Annotated in this window: 16 protein-coding genes and 2 pseudogenes; 5 read left to right on the top strand and 13 right to left on the bottom strand. The window is 40.1% G+C overall.

Going from position 1 to position 17,070, the window contains the following annotated elements; all coding sequences use genetic code 11:
* Positions 1-182 precede the first annotated feature (182 nt).
* The 5 genes and pseudogenes from AAEY93_RS00620 to AAEY93_RS00600 all read left to right on the top strand — a co-directional run.
* Entirely contained in the window at positions 183-1,469 is a 1,287-nt protein-coding gene (locus AAEY93_RS00620) for a citrate synthase (protein WP_101030813.1), read from the top strand.
* Positions 1,470-1,957: 488 nt separating this feature from the next.
* Positions 1,958-3,385: an NfeD family protein gene (locus AAEY93_RS00615; protein WP_351074421.1), complete on the top strand. Its 1,428-nt coding sequence runs from the start codon at positions 1,958-1,960 to the stop codon at positions 3,383-3,385.
* Positions 3,366-4,184: a slipin family protein gene (locus AAEY93_RS00610; RefSeq protein WP_335686240.1), complete on the top strand. Its 819-nt coding sequence runs from the start codon at positions 3,366-3,368 to the stop codon at positions 4,182-4,184. Before AAEY93_RS00615 ends, AAEY93_RS00610 begins: the two co-directional genes overlap by 20 nt.
* Before the next feature lie 204 nt (positions 4,185-4,388).
* Positions 4,389-4,505 (top strand): annotated as a pseudogene (locus tag AAEY93_RS00605) (IS3-like element ISSde8 family transposase); the annotation flags it as partial.
* Positions 4,488-5,116 (top strand): annotated as a pseudogene (locus tag AAEY93_RS00600) (citrate/2-methylcitrate synthase); the annotation flags it as partial. The pseudogenes AAEY93_RS00605 and AAEY93_RS00600, both read left to right, overlap by 18 nt.
* A gap of 115 nt (positions 5,117-5,231) precedes the next feature.
* Here the strand turns inward: AAEY93_RS00600 and AAEY93_RS00595 are convergent.
* The 13 genes from AAEY93_RS00595 to AAEY93_RS00535 form a co-directional block, all read right to left on the bottom strand.
* Positions 5,232-5,819 (bottom strand): hypothetical protein, encoded by a 588-nt coding sequence (locus AAEY93_RS00595; protein ID WP_351074419.1) that lies wholly within the window; start codon positions 5,817-5,819, stop codon positions 5,232-5,234.
* A complete protein-coding gene (locus AAEY93_RS00590) occupies positions 5,813-6,586 on the bottom strand; it encodes a ChaN family lipoprotein (protein ID WP_351074417.1) in 774 nt (257 codons plus the stop codon). The genes AAEY93_RS00595 and AAEY93_RS00590 overlap by 7 nt, the downstream gene beginning before the upstream one ends.
* 150 nt (positions 6,587-6,736) lie before the next feature.
* A complete protein-coding gene (locus tag AAEY93_RS00585) occupies positions 6,737-7,174 on the bottom strand; it encodes a hypothetical protein (RefSeq protein WP_351074415.1) in 438 nt (145 codons plus the stop codon).
* Positions 7,161-8,051, bottom strand: a complete 891-nt coding sequence (locus AAEY93_RS00580; protein ID WP_351074413.1) for an N-acetylmuramidase domain-containing protein — start codon at positions 8,049-8,051, stop codon at positions 7,161-7,163. The genes AAEY93_RS00585 and AAEY93_RS00580 overlap by 14 nt, the downstream gene beginning before the upstream one ends.
* Before the next feature lie 124 nt (positions 8,052-8,175).
* Positions 8,176-8,688 (bottom strand): hypothetical protein, encoded by a 513-nt coding sequence (locus tag AAEY93_RS00575; protein WP_351074411.1) that lies wholly within the window; start codon positions 8,686-8,688, stop codon positions 8,176-8,178.
* Positions 8,678-9,115 (bottom strand): hypothetical protein, encoded by a 438-nt coding sequence (locus AAEY93_RS00570; protein ID WP_351074409.1) that lies wholly within the window; start codon positions 9,113-9,115, stop codon positions 8,678-8,680. The genes AAEY93_RS00575 and AAEY93_RS00570 overlap by 11 nt, the downstream gene beginning before the upstream one ends.
* Before the next feature lie 106 nt (positions 9,116-9,221).
* Positions 9,222-9,599, bottom strand: coding sequence for a hypothetical protein (locus AAEY93_RS00565; protein ID WP_351074407.1), 378 nt, complete (start codon positions 9,597-9,599; stop codon positions 9,222-9,224).
* A gap of 19 nt (positions 9,600-9,618) precedes the next feature.
* Positions 9,619-9,960 (bottom strand): hypothetical protein, encoded by a 342-nt coding sequence (locus AAEY93_RS00560; RefSeq protein ID WP_351074405.1) that lies wholly within the window; start codon positions 9,958-9,960, stop codon positions 9,619-9,621.
* 9 nt (positions 9,961-9,969) lie between these two features.
* Complete coding sequence (locus AAEY93_RS00555) at positions 9,970-14,313, bottom strand: RHS repeat-associated core domain-containing protein (protein WP_351074403.1); 4,344 nt, start codon at positions 14,311-14,313, stop codon at positions 9,970-9,972.
* Positions 14,314-14,319: 6 nt separating this feature from the next.
* Positions 14,320-15,264 (bottom strand): hypothetical protein, encoded by a 945-nt coding sequence (locus AAEY93_RS00550; RefSeq protein WP_351074401.1) that lies wholly within the window; start codon positions 15,262-15,264, stop codon positions 14,320-14,322.
* Positions 15,261-16,361 carry a hypothetical protein gene (locus tag AAEY93_RS00545; protein WP_351074399.1) on the bottom strand — a complete coding sequence of 367 codons (1,101 nt, stop codon included), beginning with the start codon at positions 16,359-16,361 and terminating at the stop codon, positions 15,261-15,263. The genes AAEY93_RS00550 and AAEY93_RS00545 overlap by 4 nt, the downstream gene beginning before the upstream one ends.
* Positions 16,362-16,382: 21 nt before the next feature.
* Complete coding sequence (locus tag AAEY93_RS00540) at positions 16,383-16,673, bottom strand: PAAR domain-containing protein (protein WP_011637812.1); 291 nt, start codon at positions 16,671-16,673, stop codon at positions 16,383-16,385.
* A 42-nt stretch (positions 16,674-16,715) separates the two neighbouring features.
* On the bottom strand, positions 16,716-17,069 hold the full coding sequence (locus tag AAEY93_RS00535; RefSeq protein ID WP_351074397.1) for a hypothetical protein: 354 nt from the start codon (positions 17,067-17,069) through the stop codon (positions 16,716-16,718).
* Position 17,070 lies beyond the last annotated feature (1 nt).

Genomic DNA, 17,070 nt, shown 5'->3' with positions numbered 1-17,070 from the left:
ATAAGTTTTTTTAATGTTTTTTTAATCTAATCCAAGCACAGAGCGGTTTTCAGCGCATATATACTATGGTCTAACAAATTTAAACGCTTATTTAAATTGATCTGTGATCCCGATCCGCTGTAGAGTAATGACCGCTTAACATGCCGCACTCATATAGAAAAATGAAGTAAGGAGAACGGGGTATGGCTGATAATATAGCCAAATTAGAGTTACCAGGAAACGATTCAATCGACCTACCTATCAAGAAAGGTACTGAAGGTTTTGACGTTATCGACATCAGTACACTTGGGACAAAGGGGTATTTCACCTTCGATCCAGGCTTTTTAGCGACTGCGTCTTGTGAGTCAGCAATTACATACATCGATGGTGAGCAAGGTATCTTGTTACACCGTGGGTATCCAATTGAGCAGCTTGCTACAGAATCGAACTACTTAGATTTATGCTACTTGCTTTTATATGGTGAATTACCGTCTAAAGCTGATTATGAACAATTTGTCTCCACTGTGAAAAATCACACCATGGTGCATGAGCAAATTGCATTCTTTTTCAGAGGCTTCCGCCGTGACGCACACCCAATGGCAATGCTTTGTGGTGTAACTGGTGCATTATCTGCTTTTTATCAAGATTCTCTTGATGTGAACAATCCAAAGCATCGTGAAATTGCTGCTTACCGCTTAGTGTCGAAAATGCCGACAATTGCAGCAATGTGCTACAAGTACTCAATGGGGCAACCTTTTGTTTATCCACGAAACGATTTAAGTTATGCAGGTAACTTCCTGTCGATGATGTTTGCTACGCCTTGTGAAGCATACAAAGTCAACCCTGTGGTTGAACAAGCAATGGACCGTATTTTTGTACTGCATGCTGATCATGAGCAAAATGCATCTACATCGACCGTTCGTTTAGCCGGTTCTTCAGGTGCTAACCCATTTGCATGTATTGCGGCGGGTATTGCTTCGTTGTGGGGCCCCGCTCATGGTGGTGCTAACGAAGCTTGTTTAGACATGTTAGAAGAAATCGGTTCTGTTGATCGCATTCCTGAATTTATCGAGAGAGCAAAAGACAAGAACGATCCATTCCGTCTAATGGGCTTTGGTCATCGTGTTTATAAGAACTTTGACCCACGTGCTAAAGTGATGCGAGATACCTGTCATGACGTCCTTAAAGAACTGAAAGTGGTTGACCCATTATTAGACGTAGCCATGGAACTTGAGCGTATTGCCCTTGAAGATGAATACTTCATCTCTAAGAAGCTATACCCGAACGTCGATTTCTACTCTGGTATCATCATGAAAGCCATTGGTATTCCTAATAGTATGTTTACAGTGCTGTTCGCATTGTCACGTACTGTTGGTTGGATTTCACATTGGAAAGAAATGTTAGATCAACCAGGACACAAAATCAGCCGTCCACGTCAGTTATACACTGGTGAGTCTGCGCGAGAATTTGTGAGTGTTGATAAGCGTTAATTAGCTGACTTTAGTTGTCAGATCAAAAAGGCGCCTCGGCGCCTTTTTTATTGGTTTTTTTTCAGTACCCACTGGGCGCTAACCGCCGGTACCTATGTTTATGCCTTCTTGAGTCATATACTCTGCAAGTAGCCTGTCTTGCACTTTTTTACTCAGCTTAACCCAATATGAGTTCCAAGCTAATCGACTGCAGCGCTATGCTGACCCAGTTTTATTTGGCGTTAATATCTGTAGCACTAGTTTAAAGCCCTCTATAATAAAAACCAAACCCACTTTGGTCCATGATATAAACTCTGAAATATCACTAAAAATACCAATAAAAACAATAATAACAATAAGTTAATACCGTTAAAAAATAATTTAATTGCAGAATAAGTTTGTTGTCAGAGCGAGTGTAATGGCACTATTTCAAAGAACATATTGGCCCTTCCTTTCCAGATCATATAATTAGGCTAAAATATAACCAATACTCAAATTAAGGAGCTAGAATGATCTCACTCTACGTGCGCTTAATCATTTGTTGCGGTTTGTTTACTATTTCAACCTTCTGTCATGGTCAAAATGAGACGGACTCATCTCCCGATGCCAGCAATCAAAACGTGCCGATTCTAAGGTTTGAAGGCGCTATGGGTCCTGCTGTGAGTGAATATTTGGTCAAAGAAATCACTGCTGCTAATCAACTGCCTGAACGTCAGCGCCCTCCCCTGATAATGATAATTTTGGACACCCCTGGCGGTTTGGTTTCAAGTCTTAGGGATATCAATCAGGCAATATTGGCTTCAACCATTCCCATCGCTTGCCTCGTTGCGCCAACGGGTGCCAGAGCCATGAGTGCAGGCACCTATTTACTCTATGCCTGCCATATTGCGGCTATGGCGCCGGCTACCACCTTAGGGGCAGCAACCCCAGTGCAAATGGGCATGCCTCAGGCCCCTGCTAAACCAGATGATAACTCAGAAGCTCAGCCAAATGATGGCAGCGCGATGGAGCGAAAAATACTAAACGATGCCATCGCCTATATACGCTCATTAGCTCAGTTAAGGGGGCGAAATCAAGCCTGGGCTGAACTGGCGGTCAAGGACGCTGCCACCCTAACCTCAGAAGAGGCACTAGACAGTCAGGTGATAGACCTTATAGCCAAAGATGCGCCAAGTCTGCTGGCAAAACTCAATGGCTGGCCTTTAAAGCAAGAAGGGCAGACCTTAACACTGAACCTAGACCAAGCCACTCTGGTTGAACATCAAAGAGATTGGCGTAACAAGTTTATTGCCACTATTACTAACCCTAACATTGCCTATATTTTGATGTTAATAGGTATTTATGGCCTGATACTGGAATTTTTTAACCCAGGCATAGGCATCGCGGGAGTGGCGGGCGGGATTGCCTTGCTGGTTGCTCTGTACGCATTTCAGCTCCTGCCTATCAACTATGCAGGACTGGGGCTGATGATTTTGGGGATAGTATTATTAATTGCTGAGTCCATGGTGCCAAGCTTTGGGGTCTTCGGCCTAGGCGGCGCTTTGGCGTTCGCTCTTGGCTCCATATTCTTACTGGATACGGAGAGTGAATTCACTATTTCCTTACCTCTTATCGCTGCGGTCACTGTCACTATTACGCTATTTAGCCTCTGGGTGCTGTCGACCCTGTGGAAGAGTCGACATCAAAAACCGGTAAGCGGCGATGACGCCATGTTAGGAGCACAAGCTCACGTTATTGCGGGTTTCGAGCGTACAGGGTTTGTCCTACTAGAAGGGGAAACTTGGGCGGCAATCTGCGATACCCCCACAAAGGACTCACAGAAAGTACAGGTAATAGCAAGAGATGATCTCACTTTAACAATCAAAGCCCTAAGCGACAAAGAGCCTAGCATTGAACCTAAAACAGAGGAAAACACAGATGGAAAATCTAGCCTATAATAGCAACCTTTTTTTCGTTGCCTTGATGTTTCTCATCTTGGTGGTGTTATTTAGTACTTTCAAAATTTTGCTAGAATATCAGCGTGGCGTGATTTTCATGCTAGGACGCTTTTATAAGGTCAAAGGCCCAGGACTTATCATAGTAATACCCTTTATCCAACAGATGGTAAGGGTCGATTTACGCACCGTGGTGATGGATGTTCCCACTCAGGATGTGATCAGTCGCGACAACGTCTCGGTTAAGGTCAATGCGGTGATCTATTTCCGAGTTATTGATGCCCAAAAAGCCATTATTAATGTGGAAGATTTCCTGCAGGCCACCTCACAATTAGCACAGACGACGCTGCGTTCAGTCCTTGGACAACATGAACTCGATGAAATGCTCGCCAACCGAGACATGCTCAACACTGACATTCAGAGTATTTTAGATACTCGCACCGATGGCTGGGGTATAAAAGTCTCCAATGTTGAAATAAAGCACGTAGATCTCAATGAAACTATGGTGCGAGCCATAGCGCGCCAGGCCGAAGCTGAGCGCACCAGACGTGCCAAGGTCATTCATGCGTCTGGCGAGATGGAGGCGTCTGCCAAATTGGTCGAAGCCGCTAAGACTTTAGCGATTGAACCTAATGCGATCTTACTGCGTTACCTACAAACTCTGACAGACATTGCCGGAGAAAAGAATTCGACCATACTATTTCCTTTGCCTATGGAACTATTAAAAGGGGTGATGGGTGACGGTAAAACAGAAAAAGCCATCAAGCCAAAGCAGCCAAAGCAGCCAAAGCAGAAAGAATAACTTTTCTCTACCTAGCTAGGACTAAACAATGGCCTAAATAAACAACTCGACACCAATACCAATGCACCATGCTTATGAAACGACTAAAAGGTGTGTTCGGGAACGGTAAGACAGAATAATCTGTCTTACCTAGCTAGCACTAAACAAAGGGCTAAACAAAGGCCTTACCAATTTAGCCTGCGCACTTGATTTAGGAACAAAAGAAATCGTTGGGATAATGCCGTGATGGAACGATTTTTTAGGAGTGTAAAGACTGAAAGAGTAAACCATTTAGCCTTTATCAATCACAGTTCTGTAGTCAGTGTGGTTGAGCAAACAATAGACCGTATTTTTGTATTGCATGCTGAGCACGAGCAAAATGTATCTACATCGACCGTTCGTTTAGCCAGTTCTTCAGGTGCTGACCCATTTGCATGTATTGCAGCGGGTATTGCTTCGTTGTGGGCCCCGCTCACGGTGGTGCTAACGAAGCTTGCTTGGAAATGTTAGAAGAAATCGGCAGCGTTGATCGCATTCCTGAATTTATCGAAAAAGCGAAAGACAAAAACGATCCGTTCCGCCTAATGGGCTTTGGCCATCGTGTTTATAAGAACTTCGACCTCGCGCTAAAGTCATGCGTGAAATCTGTCATGACGTCCTTAAAGTACTTAAAGTGGTTGATCCATTATATTAGACGTAGCAATGGAACTCGAACGTATTGCACTTGAATATGAGTACTTCATCTCTAAAAAGCTATACCCGAACGTTGATTTCTACTCTGGTATCATCATGAAAGCCATTGGTATCCCTAACGATATGTTCACAGTGTTATTTACACAGTCTCGTACTCTTGGTTGGATTTCACATTGGAAAGAAATGTTAGATCAACCAGGCCACGTAAGTTATACACTGGCGAGTCAACACGTGAATTTGTGAGCGTTGATAAGCGTTAATCTTTTGATTGATGTCTAAACAAAAAAGCGCCGAAAGGCGCTTTTTTTATATCAGATGAAAGGTCAATAGGATTAATTTAATTGCACCCTTGCCGACATAATATTTAAACTCTGGTCATTTATCACTAAGTATTGTACGAATATCTTCCATCTGCTTTATAAGTGACGCTTTATAAACGGTATCATCTCCATGCCCGATAAGAAACTGTAAGTGCTCTGAAGCTTTCTGCCAATTCTTTAATTCTTTATAATTGTTATAAAGCGCCTCATGAACTGAATATAGTTTTCTTCTAGAAATAGATTTTTTATTTTCATGATTTAAATATTGATTATAGAGCAAAATAGATTTATTAAGATCGATATCAACAAATGAGCCAGTGGAATAAATCCAAGCTAACTCAAAAATAGCTTCAAAATTACCATGCTTAACTTGGTTTATGACTTCATCAACATAACGACTTCCATCTCCAGTGTGATAACCAATGTAAAGCAAAGAGTGCCAACTCCCCATGCTGTATGCTTTTTCACACCATAGTTCAAGTTCACTTTCTGCATACATTAAACTTTTTGCACATTGCTGAGCAGCGAGATTAACAGTTAAGTTTGGATCTTTGATATCAACATCAGGCCACAAACCACCTGCAAATGAACTATTTGATAGAAAGGTGATAAAAATTAAAGAAAGCGCTTTTTTACCTACCATACTAATGCGCCCGAGGAGGAAACTCGTTTTTCTGGAATATGTACTTGAAATGACATTACGGCAGCTTTATGTGGAAATCCTTCCCTATAAAAATATTCTTGCTTAAGATCACTATTCTCATTCGAAGTATTTCTACAATCCCTCTCCGATAAACATGTGATACCGCCAATATAATCTATAAACCTAACTTTTCGAACACCTTGCTTCTTGACTAAAGTATCAAGCCCCTCTTGAAAAGCCGCAGCCTCTACTGCATGCCAACGGCTCATAAAAGCAACGACTCGATTCTGGTTTGACTCTTTTAAAATATTACCAATAGTTGAAGCCCAAGAAATATTTCGTTTTGTATGAGTATCGAAACATAACTTTGCCTTTGCATTATCATAGCTACAGGCATCATCTAGCATACTCATCTCATCGACAGTAATATCTAGCGCAATTATTTTTAAACCAACTGTTCTTGCCGTTTTAACCAATTCACCGTATGAATGAGGCACTAAATAACCATGAGTCCAATACTGATCAAAATACTTCTGTATTACATTAAAACCATTGCCAGTTCGCTGATAGAAATCAATACTCTCTTGCATGATTCTAGGTAACATTTCAATTGCAAAATGAGTAAAACCTGCAGCCTTTAATTGTTTAAGAGCCTTCATAGCCTCATATTTATAAGCTTCTGTACTATGGCTTGATTCTCCAATCATCACTAATCTAGCATCGCCAGCTATTTTTTTATAATTGACATCTTTGTTAATTTGACTCATTACATATCCTTATGTTTATTTATATTTATATTTAATTCCGTTAAATTGAGCTATTCTTTGCTATCAGAATGATATTATGATTCTTATCGATAACTATTTGGGTTGCCAACATAACCATGCCTCTACATAATAACGACTATTTATAATTCACTAGAAATCTTCAATAGAGCCCAGTTTACTAAAACCTGAATCATCACAAAGCCAATATTCTTTTTTGTCTATTTTTTGTACTGTTACTGATGTTTCTTTAGTTATCATATCAAGTTCTTCGCTGTAGTAGTCACTCACTATTACTTCACTATTGCCGCGTGTAAAAGTCATACTGTGCTCTGTAACTAAAGAGCGGTGGTAGCTCGATTTACTCACATCGCTAATTAGCGCTGCATTAGCAAGCTTTGAATTTTCAATATTAAATTGCTCTAATTTAAACGTGTTATCCATTTTACTAATGACAACATCAATCGATTTGGGCTGATCAGCGTGGCATTTAAATATAATCTCTACCTCATCACGCTGAGAGGCACTACACGATGCAACTAAAAATAAGGGTAAAACCCACGAAGCTTTAGATAGTTTACTTTTTCTCATATTTTTCAAATGCCTTCTGTAATTTAATATCATACTTATTCTGTTCGTACTGTGACCCGTTATAACCTTTAGCAAATGAAGCCCAGTTTAGCGTTATTAGGTGTTTTTCTAGCCCTTTATTCTTTACAAAGCTGACGAAAGCATCAAGCTGTTTTCTTTCTGAGCTAAACATTGCTTTAACAAATGCTTCTACGCTAGTAAAACCTGACTCGCTATAATTAAAGCCCATAATTTGAAAGCGCCCCCAGGAGGTCGACTTCAAAGCCTCTGTAGTATCTAACGTCATGGCAATTTCAAGCCTTACATACTCCTGAGAGCCACCAGTATATAAGCTTCGATTCCAGGTTCTACTGGATACAGATGGATGACTTTGATCATACTTGTGATTTGTCAAACGAGAAAAAATATGGGCTTCATATAAAATTTTTGGCTTTCCGTTTAAGAAAAATGCATCACCAGAAGACTCAACGTCCGCAACAGCTTTAACAGCAGCAACTTTACAGCCAAGTTGATTAGCAATATCTAGATAATCCGACTCTGATAATTTTTGAATATCAATAGATGCTATCGGTAACTTATAGTTAAACGTGCTTGAAACGGCTATTAGCTTTTCATTTATCTTATGATGAGTTCGACCATTGGCGTCAATTTTTCCATCTGGACGTACCATATTGAGTACTTTACGTTGAAATAACTTAATCGCTGCAACGGTTTTAGCATTTTCAGGGTGAGAGCCTAAACGACCATCAACAATTAATGATTTTGTAGGAGGTATGAATTTAAGTAGTTTGTTTAAAGCGGTTTGTACTGTTTTTACATCGTTTAAATTGTTAGCTCCACCCAGCCCGACAGCTTGAGTTATTTTTATTGATGACATCGTATTATCCTTGTCATTGTTGATTTAAAGAAAAGTTAAATCTACATATTTAGCATTTATTATTCTGATAGTAATTAACTTTTTCGCACCTAGATTGTGTTGGGCTAGAGGCTCAATACCCTCATCACTGAGGAGCTCCCCAAACCTTCTCAATAATGACCATCGGATTAAATGGTTTTTTTAATGATTCGATACTTTCCAATTGAGTTTTTATATTTTCAGTAAGGTTTTCATACTCTCGAGCAGAAGCTACTGTAGATTTAGGAAAAACTAAAAGACGTATATTTTTAATTTGCTCACTTATAGCCTGAGACTTTTCAACCTTATTCTGCTCTTGTAATGTCAGAATAGCGCGAGCTAAATTAAAGACTTCAGGCTGAGCACAATTATATAACGCATCATCAAAAAGCTTACCGAGAACACCAGCAGTTTCTCGAGGCATCTGTTTTAATTTCAACATATCACTTTCTGGTAAAATGAAATCCGTTACTTGCTTGAAGCAATGGCTACTTTTATTCTCATATTTAGCTAAGTTAACCTGCAACATAAGTGTTGCATATTTTCCATCTTCAGAAATTTCAGCTTTAGCCATAAAAGATATAAATAAAAAAAATATAACGATACATTTATTCAACATTGGGCTTACATCCTTTTACTATTGAACTCCAAAACAAGTATTCCTTTGGGCTTCCGTTATGAGCCATAACCTGCTTAAATGCAATTTTGCTTATAGACTCCATGGCTATCTTATCAAAAGCACTAAATGACTCGAAAAAATATTCCCAATTGGCCTGACTAACTGCATACTCAGTTTGCGCCGCGTCAGAACCTGCAATTTGAAATGCCAAGGAATCATCCAGAAATCTTACACCAGAACCAGAAGATCCTTTAACTGCAAGTCCCCCAAATATTGAATAAAACTGACCAATTAACAGAGCAAGCCGACCTATTTTTGTGAGATCATATATCTCATTAATCTCTGCAATTCCCTGCTTACTTTCCTCATCAAAACTTAGGCCTACTATCGCTGGACATTTTTCATAACTATCTCCTTTAGTTAACATAATAGAAAATCCTTACTACTTAATTTTCTTTGTTCTTTAAATTTCGAGTAAAACACCTTCGACAACAGTAATGTTTCATTTTACGATAGCTCATTCTTTTCACAATTTAGCGATATAATTCCATTTCCATCAAGTATTCCCCGTATGCTCTCATTGTCAAAAACTGCTTACCTGCCAAATAATAATCTCTTTCTATACCCTTCATAGCTTCATCAATCTGCTTTGAATTAAGGTTCTTCTGATAACGAAAACTCCAGTATTTTTTAAGGTCCAGTAAATTGAATGGATCTTTACCTCTTAAAGGAGCTTCCTTTATTGCCTCATTTAACATTTGTTGATATTCAGCTTCTTCCTTTCTTCTAATCTCTTGTAACCATTTATCATGTTCATTCATATCATCCCTAGTTTTCCCATGTGCATCAATAACTGTGCCACTACACTCATTACCTGTTGGCACTCTCAAATCTAAGTTATTACAAACCATTTACCTTTGGCACCTACATTCATTTAGAGCAAGTTAAATTCTTCACACAGTTGTTAAAACATTTAACACAACACCCTCCACCTAAGAAAGAACGTCCGATTAAGGTGTTAAGATTTACTTCATCTTCATCAGTATGGATAAGTATGGGCTTATTTTTTATAATTTCAGATGGAACCTCGTCATTCAATAGATAATATTTATCACTACCCAAAATGTCATCACCATCATAAAAAACAACATTTAGTACAGTGAAATCTTTAAAAGAATGAATACCACCTATAGCAATCTTATCAGACAATTTTTTTGACACATAAGGAACTACCCCTGATTCCCCATGTACTTTACATTTAATTAAACTCATACAATCACCTTATTCATCCACTAAATTTGGAGCATCTAATCTTTCGAACTTATTATCTTTGAAAAGCTTATAATAACCTCTTTTAGATTTATTATATTCACTTCCCTCCCCTTGATTAAGCACATCAATGACATGCGATAAACAACTATTATCAATAGGATGATAAGGCCCTAAACTTTCATTTTTCATAGATTTCTGTAAATCTATCGCAGCGATAGCATTTGGGAGTTCTATTCTAGCCTCTTTAACAGACTCTCGTTGTTGATTAAAACTGCCTGCTCTAACTATAGTTGTTTGACTTCTGTCATCAGCTGTTATCACTTGATGTGTCGAATAACTTAAATCCCCGTTGAAAACTTCTATTGTAAAATGCCCTTCTGAAAAACCATTCTCAAACTGCCTGATGATAGCATATCCCTCTTTACAACTCAGACCAAACGGATCCACCCAGTTCACATGGTTAGGGGCATATTGATAATGGTTTATACCACCAACTAAGCCAATAGGGTCTTGATGTATAAATCGAGCTTGTTGAGGGCTGTAGTACCTAAAGCGGTTGTAGTGTAAACCAGATTCGTCATCAAAGTATTGGCCTTGAAAACGGATTGGGTTAGTTATCTTGTCTTGCAGACCAGCATAATCAATGTCTCTATGTTTATTAAATGTGTTTTCAATTGTTTGACCGAACACATCTTGTTGACTGCGCCAAACAATTTGGGTGTTTTCATCCGTTAAGCAAATCGGGGTGCCAAGTTGGTCTAGGTGATAATAATAAACCTGTCCTGCTTTAATCAGTGCGACGGGAATAAAAGTATCGGGCTTATAAATGTACCAGGTGTATTCACCTAAAGTGCATTCGCCAATCAGCTGGTGATTATCCCAAATAAAGTCGGTTCGACCAAGTTCAGTAATTTTTGCACTGCGACGGCCTAGAGCATCATATTCGTATTGGGTCAGCTTGCCTTTAACGTTGATTTGAACCAGTTGGTTCAAACCATTAAAGCTTCGCTGTTGTTTATTGCCAGTGCCGATTTGGCTGATTTGGTTACCACTGGCGTCATAGTGGTAATCAACACCCGCCATACTCATTAAGCGGTCATTGTTTACCACTACATCATTGAGATTTTTATTCGGTCTTACTGTTTCAGCTGATTGACTGTTAGCCGTTTCATTAGCGCTAACATGATTACTACTTTTATCTTGGGTATGGGTATGGCTATGAATATCACTAGCACGAATAGCCTTTAATGGGTTACCAAAAGCATCCCATTGGTATTGCTGGCGAGCATTTGGTTGACCATCGCCACGATTAGCGTTTTGCTCTGGCAAACTTGAAACACTATTACTGATTAACTGGCTAATTTTGTTATAGCTAAACTGTTTAACCTCTGGTTTGTGGTTAATATGTTCAGAAGATTGACCATCAGTGACGCTAGCTTTGCCCTGCTCGCTTTCGCAGCGTTGCAACTGGTGCTGTTTATCGTATTGATAACGCCTTGATTCAAATAATAGAGTTTCTTTTTGTGTATGTCGCCATGTCTGCTCAATTAATCTTGAATGAGCATCATAAGCATAAGTGAGTTCTAGCTGATTACCCTGGATTGTTTTATCCAATAACCCTGATGGCAGATAGTGATAATCCGCCAACTTTACATGCTGCTTCGATGGGCTGTTGTCTGTAAAACTAATGCCACTTAATTGACTGTTTTTATTGTATTGATAATCAATTTGTTGCCCGTCAGGTAACGTTAAGCCACTGCGATTGCCCGAGTCATCATATTGATAGTCAAGTTGCCATTGGCTTTGTTGTACCTTGTTAATGCGCCCTTGAGCGTCAAGGTGTTGTTGCACTGTACGGTGTTGGTTGTGGGCGCGAGTTATTTGCCCTATCGGGTTATATTGATAAAAGTTTTGGGTATTCAGTAATGCAGATGTGGCACTGGGCTCAAGTTTTACATGACTACTTTGCTGACAAATGCGCCCCATTGAATCACGTTTTAGCTCAACAAAACGAATATCACTGTCGTTCACTGCCACTAAGTTATCATTGGCGTCATATTGATAATGTTGTTCACGGCCATCAAAACCAATTAAGGTTTTAGGCTGCTCTGTTGCTGTATATTCAATACGGTACTGAGCACCGTCACTGCGTTCGATGCGGTTTAAGTTACGCTCTTTATCATAAAAAAACTTCAGCCAACTGCCATCGGCAAAGGTTTGTTGGCGCGGTTGGGCTAAACCGTCATAGTCAATAATGTTATCAATGTACTCACTATCGTTACTGAGTTCTTGCTCACCAGCAGCATCAGCCTGTTGACGCTGACGAATAATACGTCCGGCATCATCGTATTGATAATAATGACTAATGGCCTCTTCTGGCTGGTCTTGTTTATCTTGCGTCTCTTGCGAATACGATTTACTTTCGACAATGTGGCCTTTGTTGTCACGAATAAATTCAGTGACCAGACCTTGCGGATTAATCGTGGCGTTAACTCGTCCCAGTCTGTCATGGCTAAAACGGGTTAATGCATCACCGACTTGCGTTGCCAGTAACTCACCATCGCGGTCCCAATGGTAGCGATATGTTACACCATTTACATCGATTTTTTGAGTTAACTGCCCTGCATCATTGTATTGAAATTGACTTTGACGGCCATCAAAACCTGTTTCAGACAATAATCGACCTGTGGCATCATAATGCCTTTTAGCCGTTCGACCTATCGCATCTCGGGTGACAATTCGTTGGCCTAAACGACTATATTCAAACTGCGTCGTGCCGCCATCGGCTTGAATAACAGCAACTAACTGCCCTCGCTCGTTATAGGTATAACGTATTTTATTATTACACGCATCAAGGGTGGCCACTTTACGGCCAACAGCATCATATTGATGACGTATAACGCTGCCATTGGGATTGTGATGTTCAGTCAATAGCCCTTGTGCATTGTGAATAAAAGTCTCGCGATGACCTAAAGAGTCAATGCAACTGCTTTTAATACCGTTAACGAGTGCCGTATATTCAAAGTGATAATGATAGATATCATCATCACCCCATTGTTCGATACATTTAGCGCGGTGATCTTGTCCGTCCCACGAAAAGTGATGACTAAAGCCAGATGCCCGCGTCCTGCGTTGCAATAGATAAGTGGTGCTTTTAGGGTTATATTGATGATCACTGTCAGATGTAATGTCGACTGACTTGACCTTGACATAACTGTAGCGCTCCACTCGCCCATTGTTATCTGTAGCGGCAATAAGTGCTTGAGCGTCATCATATTGGTAACTGGCTAACAAATTTTGATTAATTTGTTTATTGCCATCACTGTCTAACATGTAGGAAGCCACTTTTAATAAGTTGCTCTGTGCATTGTAAGATAACAATACGCCACGTTTGGGACCTGTGGTGATCTGGGTTAAACGGCCTTGCTGATCATAATACAGCTGAAAATATTGGCCTTGATGATTACTAATGGTTTCAAGTTGCCAAACATCTTTACCTGCAACTTGTTTTTGTATAAATGCCCAATGGCTGTCATCTGGCTTTATTAACACATGGCGGCCATCGGCTTGATGTACTAACGACCAACCTGTTGAAAGTTGAATACTGGTTTGCCCTCGTTTAACAGAGTCGAACACATGCACTCGGCCTTCATCGTCGGTTAACTCAAACCAATATTTACCGGGTTTTTTAGGCCCAACTTTGGCTGGCGCTTGATATTGATGATCCAGCTGCACACAAAAGTTATGTCGCCAGCCGTAACCCATACCAATATTGGTGAGAATTTTGCTCGAACGATACAAACGACGCCACGTTAGCGGCATTAAGCCATTAAGCTCAAAATCGACTAACGGTAAAATTTCTTCGCCACTTAACATTGATACGGGATCACTGCGGCACTCTTGTTTATCAATAGCCACTTCCGTCGGGGAATGATTCGCCACAGTACCAGATTGAACTGACGCAGAAGTTTGTTTACCGTTATTGGTTTTGGGTGCTTTGGTATTGGTTGAGCTTGCGCCTAGAGTGCCTGTTTCAGTTGAATGCTGAATTTGTTGTTTGGGTGTTTCAGCATATACTCGGAGTAAATTGCGCTCAATAATGTCACAGAGTTTACGGGTAATATCTCTTGGTTTTAAGCTAGCATTTACACCCGCATTCATCACCAGACTGCGCGCGTAAATTAATGCATTACGATCACGGACTAAATGAGGCGAGATTTCATTAATTATCTCACTAACATTATTGTTTTGCTCAAACGTTAATAACTGGAATCCAGCTGGCGTTGACGCACTTGCAGGCACGATAACGATATAACGGTTATGACCTTTAAAATTGAAATTACTGACCGTCATGTTCGTTTATGCCTTCTCTATCCATGAGTACATTGCCAAACCAAGGTGAAGTTGTTGAGATACTTCCAGTTGTAAGCTTGTTCCAATAGCATTTTGTTGTTGGTAACGGTTATAGATGTGCAGCAAATTATATAACCCCGCCACACAACCGATATCGCCTGTAAAATAACTAGATTGGGAAATTTGTGTATCTTGATCGATTCTGCCGGCTAATTGCTCATAAGCATTAAGCCAGATATCTGTTACAGCGGCATGGTTTCCGGGTAAATACAATTGAGCAAATACACCCAAGTCTTCAATCTGGCAGGCACGATTAAACAAAGCTTTTATTGTTTGGGTTTGTTGAACAGCACTACATGAATCTTGAAATAAATCCACTATTTCCATGCCTTCGTTTGCAACATTGATGCTGGCCATGATGACCGCTTCGGCAGGACAACGTCCTGTGTCTTGTTGTTGAGTAATCAGCTCTTGGTCACGGTTAAAATCCACAAGGTCGAAGAACAAGCTGTCTACGGTAATAAATATTGCACTTTGATTGTCAACAGGCATTGCCTTTAATGCGCTCAAAGCAGAAAAAACACCAGCACTGCCCATAGGAAAAAACCGGCTATTGGGATGCACAAAACAATGCGGAAAAAGTGCATGTAAACGGGTGACCCAATCAACAAGTTGTTGTTTTTCTAGGTGAGGTAAAATCCAAAAAATCGCTTGGTGAGAGTAAGGTTGCCATTGAGTTTCATTTTGAATAGGTAATTTATGCAACATACCAATTAAACGGTTTAATTGAGTGTCTGTAGCAAGCTCGTGCGCCATTACAGCTGCAACATGTTGACCATCGGATAATTGATAGCTGAAATCGACCCCTTCGGATAAAGGTAAGTTAATTAACTGCTGTGGGTTTTCGTATGACCCTACGACCATATTAATGGCCTCTGCATGCATAATCATAAGGCCACTTTCACACGTGGTGGGCTGCAACTAACCACATTATTCAGCCGAAGCTTATGTAAAAAGGCAATACGCTGGTGCACGGGGCTTGAATGACTAATGATCTTATCAATACTGGTACCATTAACTTCAACGCCATCAATCAATCTGACATCTGGCATTTTAAGCGCCAATAACATCCACCGATGTAATAATTTGGCACTGTAAAACTGTAGGTATTCACAACGTTCGACTTCATCTTCTTCAAACTGCCATTGATAAGGCACCGCTTGATCCAGCTCTGGCCCTAAAATAGTTCGAAGTGCTCGAAAAGCCATTAATGTTTGACTGGGTTGCTGCATTGCTCGAGCTAAAAAAGGTACGAATTTACTAAAACCTGAATAACCCATTAACTCAATGACTCTTAATGTTAAATCTGGATTTTCACTCATTAAATTAAATATTTGGCTCAATATTTCTTCGTCTAACGAAGTAATAAACACTTCGAAAAGCGCACTATGGCAATAGTCTAATTGACAAAATACCCCATAGAGTTTTAACGGTTCGTTAATGTTGACCATCAACATTTCAATATACAAGGATGTCAGTGATGACCGAGATATGTTAAGCGAGTCAATTCCGTCGGCACGCTTTAAACGTTTACCTTGATAGATGCAGAATAAGATGTATTGCTGGATTTGTTCGGGCGTTTTGTTGCTGGCAGTGAAATTAACTTTATCGAGATGAAGTTGGCTGGCCATTAATGCAAATGCAGGGCTATAGTGGCCAACATCAATAATAGTACTGGCAAACAGAGCTTGAACTATGCCTGATTGCTCAACTGGCTGAGCCTTATAGTGCAGTTGCAATAGTAAAGATAAGATCACCATTTTGTCTGTTGGGCAATAAAACATATCCGTTTCAAATGCATCAACAATTTCATCACAGGTGTTGGCATTAAGTAATGGCCATTCAGCATCTTTTTTTTGCTGGATCATTTTTAAAATGACCATAAGCGATTGAGTATTATCTTCAATATTTTTTGGCATACACTGAAACGACAACAACATGACATGTCGTTGAGCCAACAGAAGATTAAAACTATCAATCAAATTCATTTACCACAATCCTTGTTTATACTAGCCGATCATTACTGTTGGATTACCCACAATAATTTTTCCACCATGTGCGGTACCATCACCCATTCTGGCGGCTGGCTTGCCGTTAATCAGTACCGAACTCGACCCAGCGTTAATGGTATCGGGCGGGCCGACACAAATTAACTTGTCACCTTTGCGCGCTGCAGGTAACGAACCAATAAGCACATTACCTGAACCCATCACAATGGGACCACCAACATGTGGAACGGGACCGGGATTCATTTTAGGACAAAGATGCATACACGAAATGGTGGCTGCTGGCATTCCCATCAAATATTCCTTTATTTGTTGTAGCGCATTTATACCTGAGGCTTACTCGCTGTCTAAAGGGATAACCAGTAAAGAACGCTGTTCAAACGCCATCGCAAGAGTGCATATCATTGTTGCTTCAGCTTGTTGAACTGCTGCGTAGGTATCATTATGTAGATAACAGTAAATTTGGTTTAACAGTTCAGGAGAATTCTTCCAACTATGCCTATTAACCAAAAACTGCTCTCCAAATGTAGCACTAACCCAAAATGTCATATTGGGTGTGTTAAGGAGTGGGTCATGTGGCTTATCGACCGGTTTGCAGATTAAATGTCGATAGCCAAATTGACAGACAATTTCATGGCCTCGACAAAATGGCCCTGCTAAACCGACTCCAGGATAACGAGATAATGACATG

Origin of the sequence: Shewanella sp. CAL98-MNA-CIBAN-0140 (genome assembly GCF_040309905.1) — a bacterium.
Taxonomy (GTDB): domain Bacteria; phylum Pseudomonadota; class Gammaproteobacteria; order Enterobacterales; family Shewanellaceae; genus Shewanella; species Shewanella psychromarinicola.
This window is presented reverse-complemented; position numbering and strand designations above follow the sequence as displayed.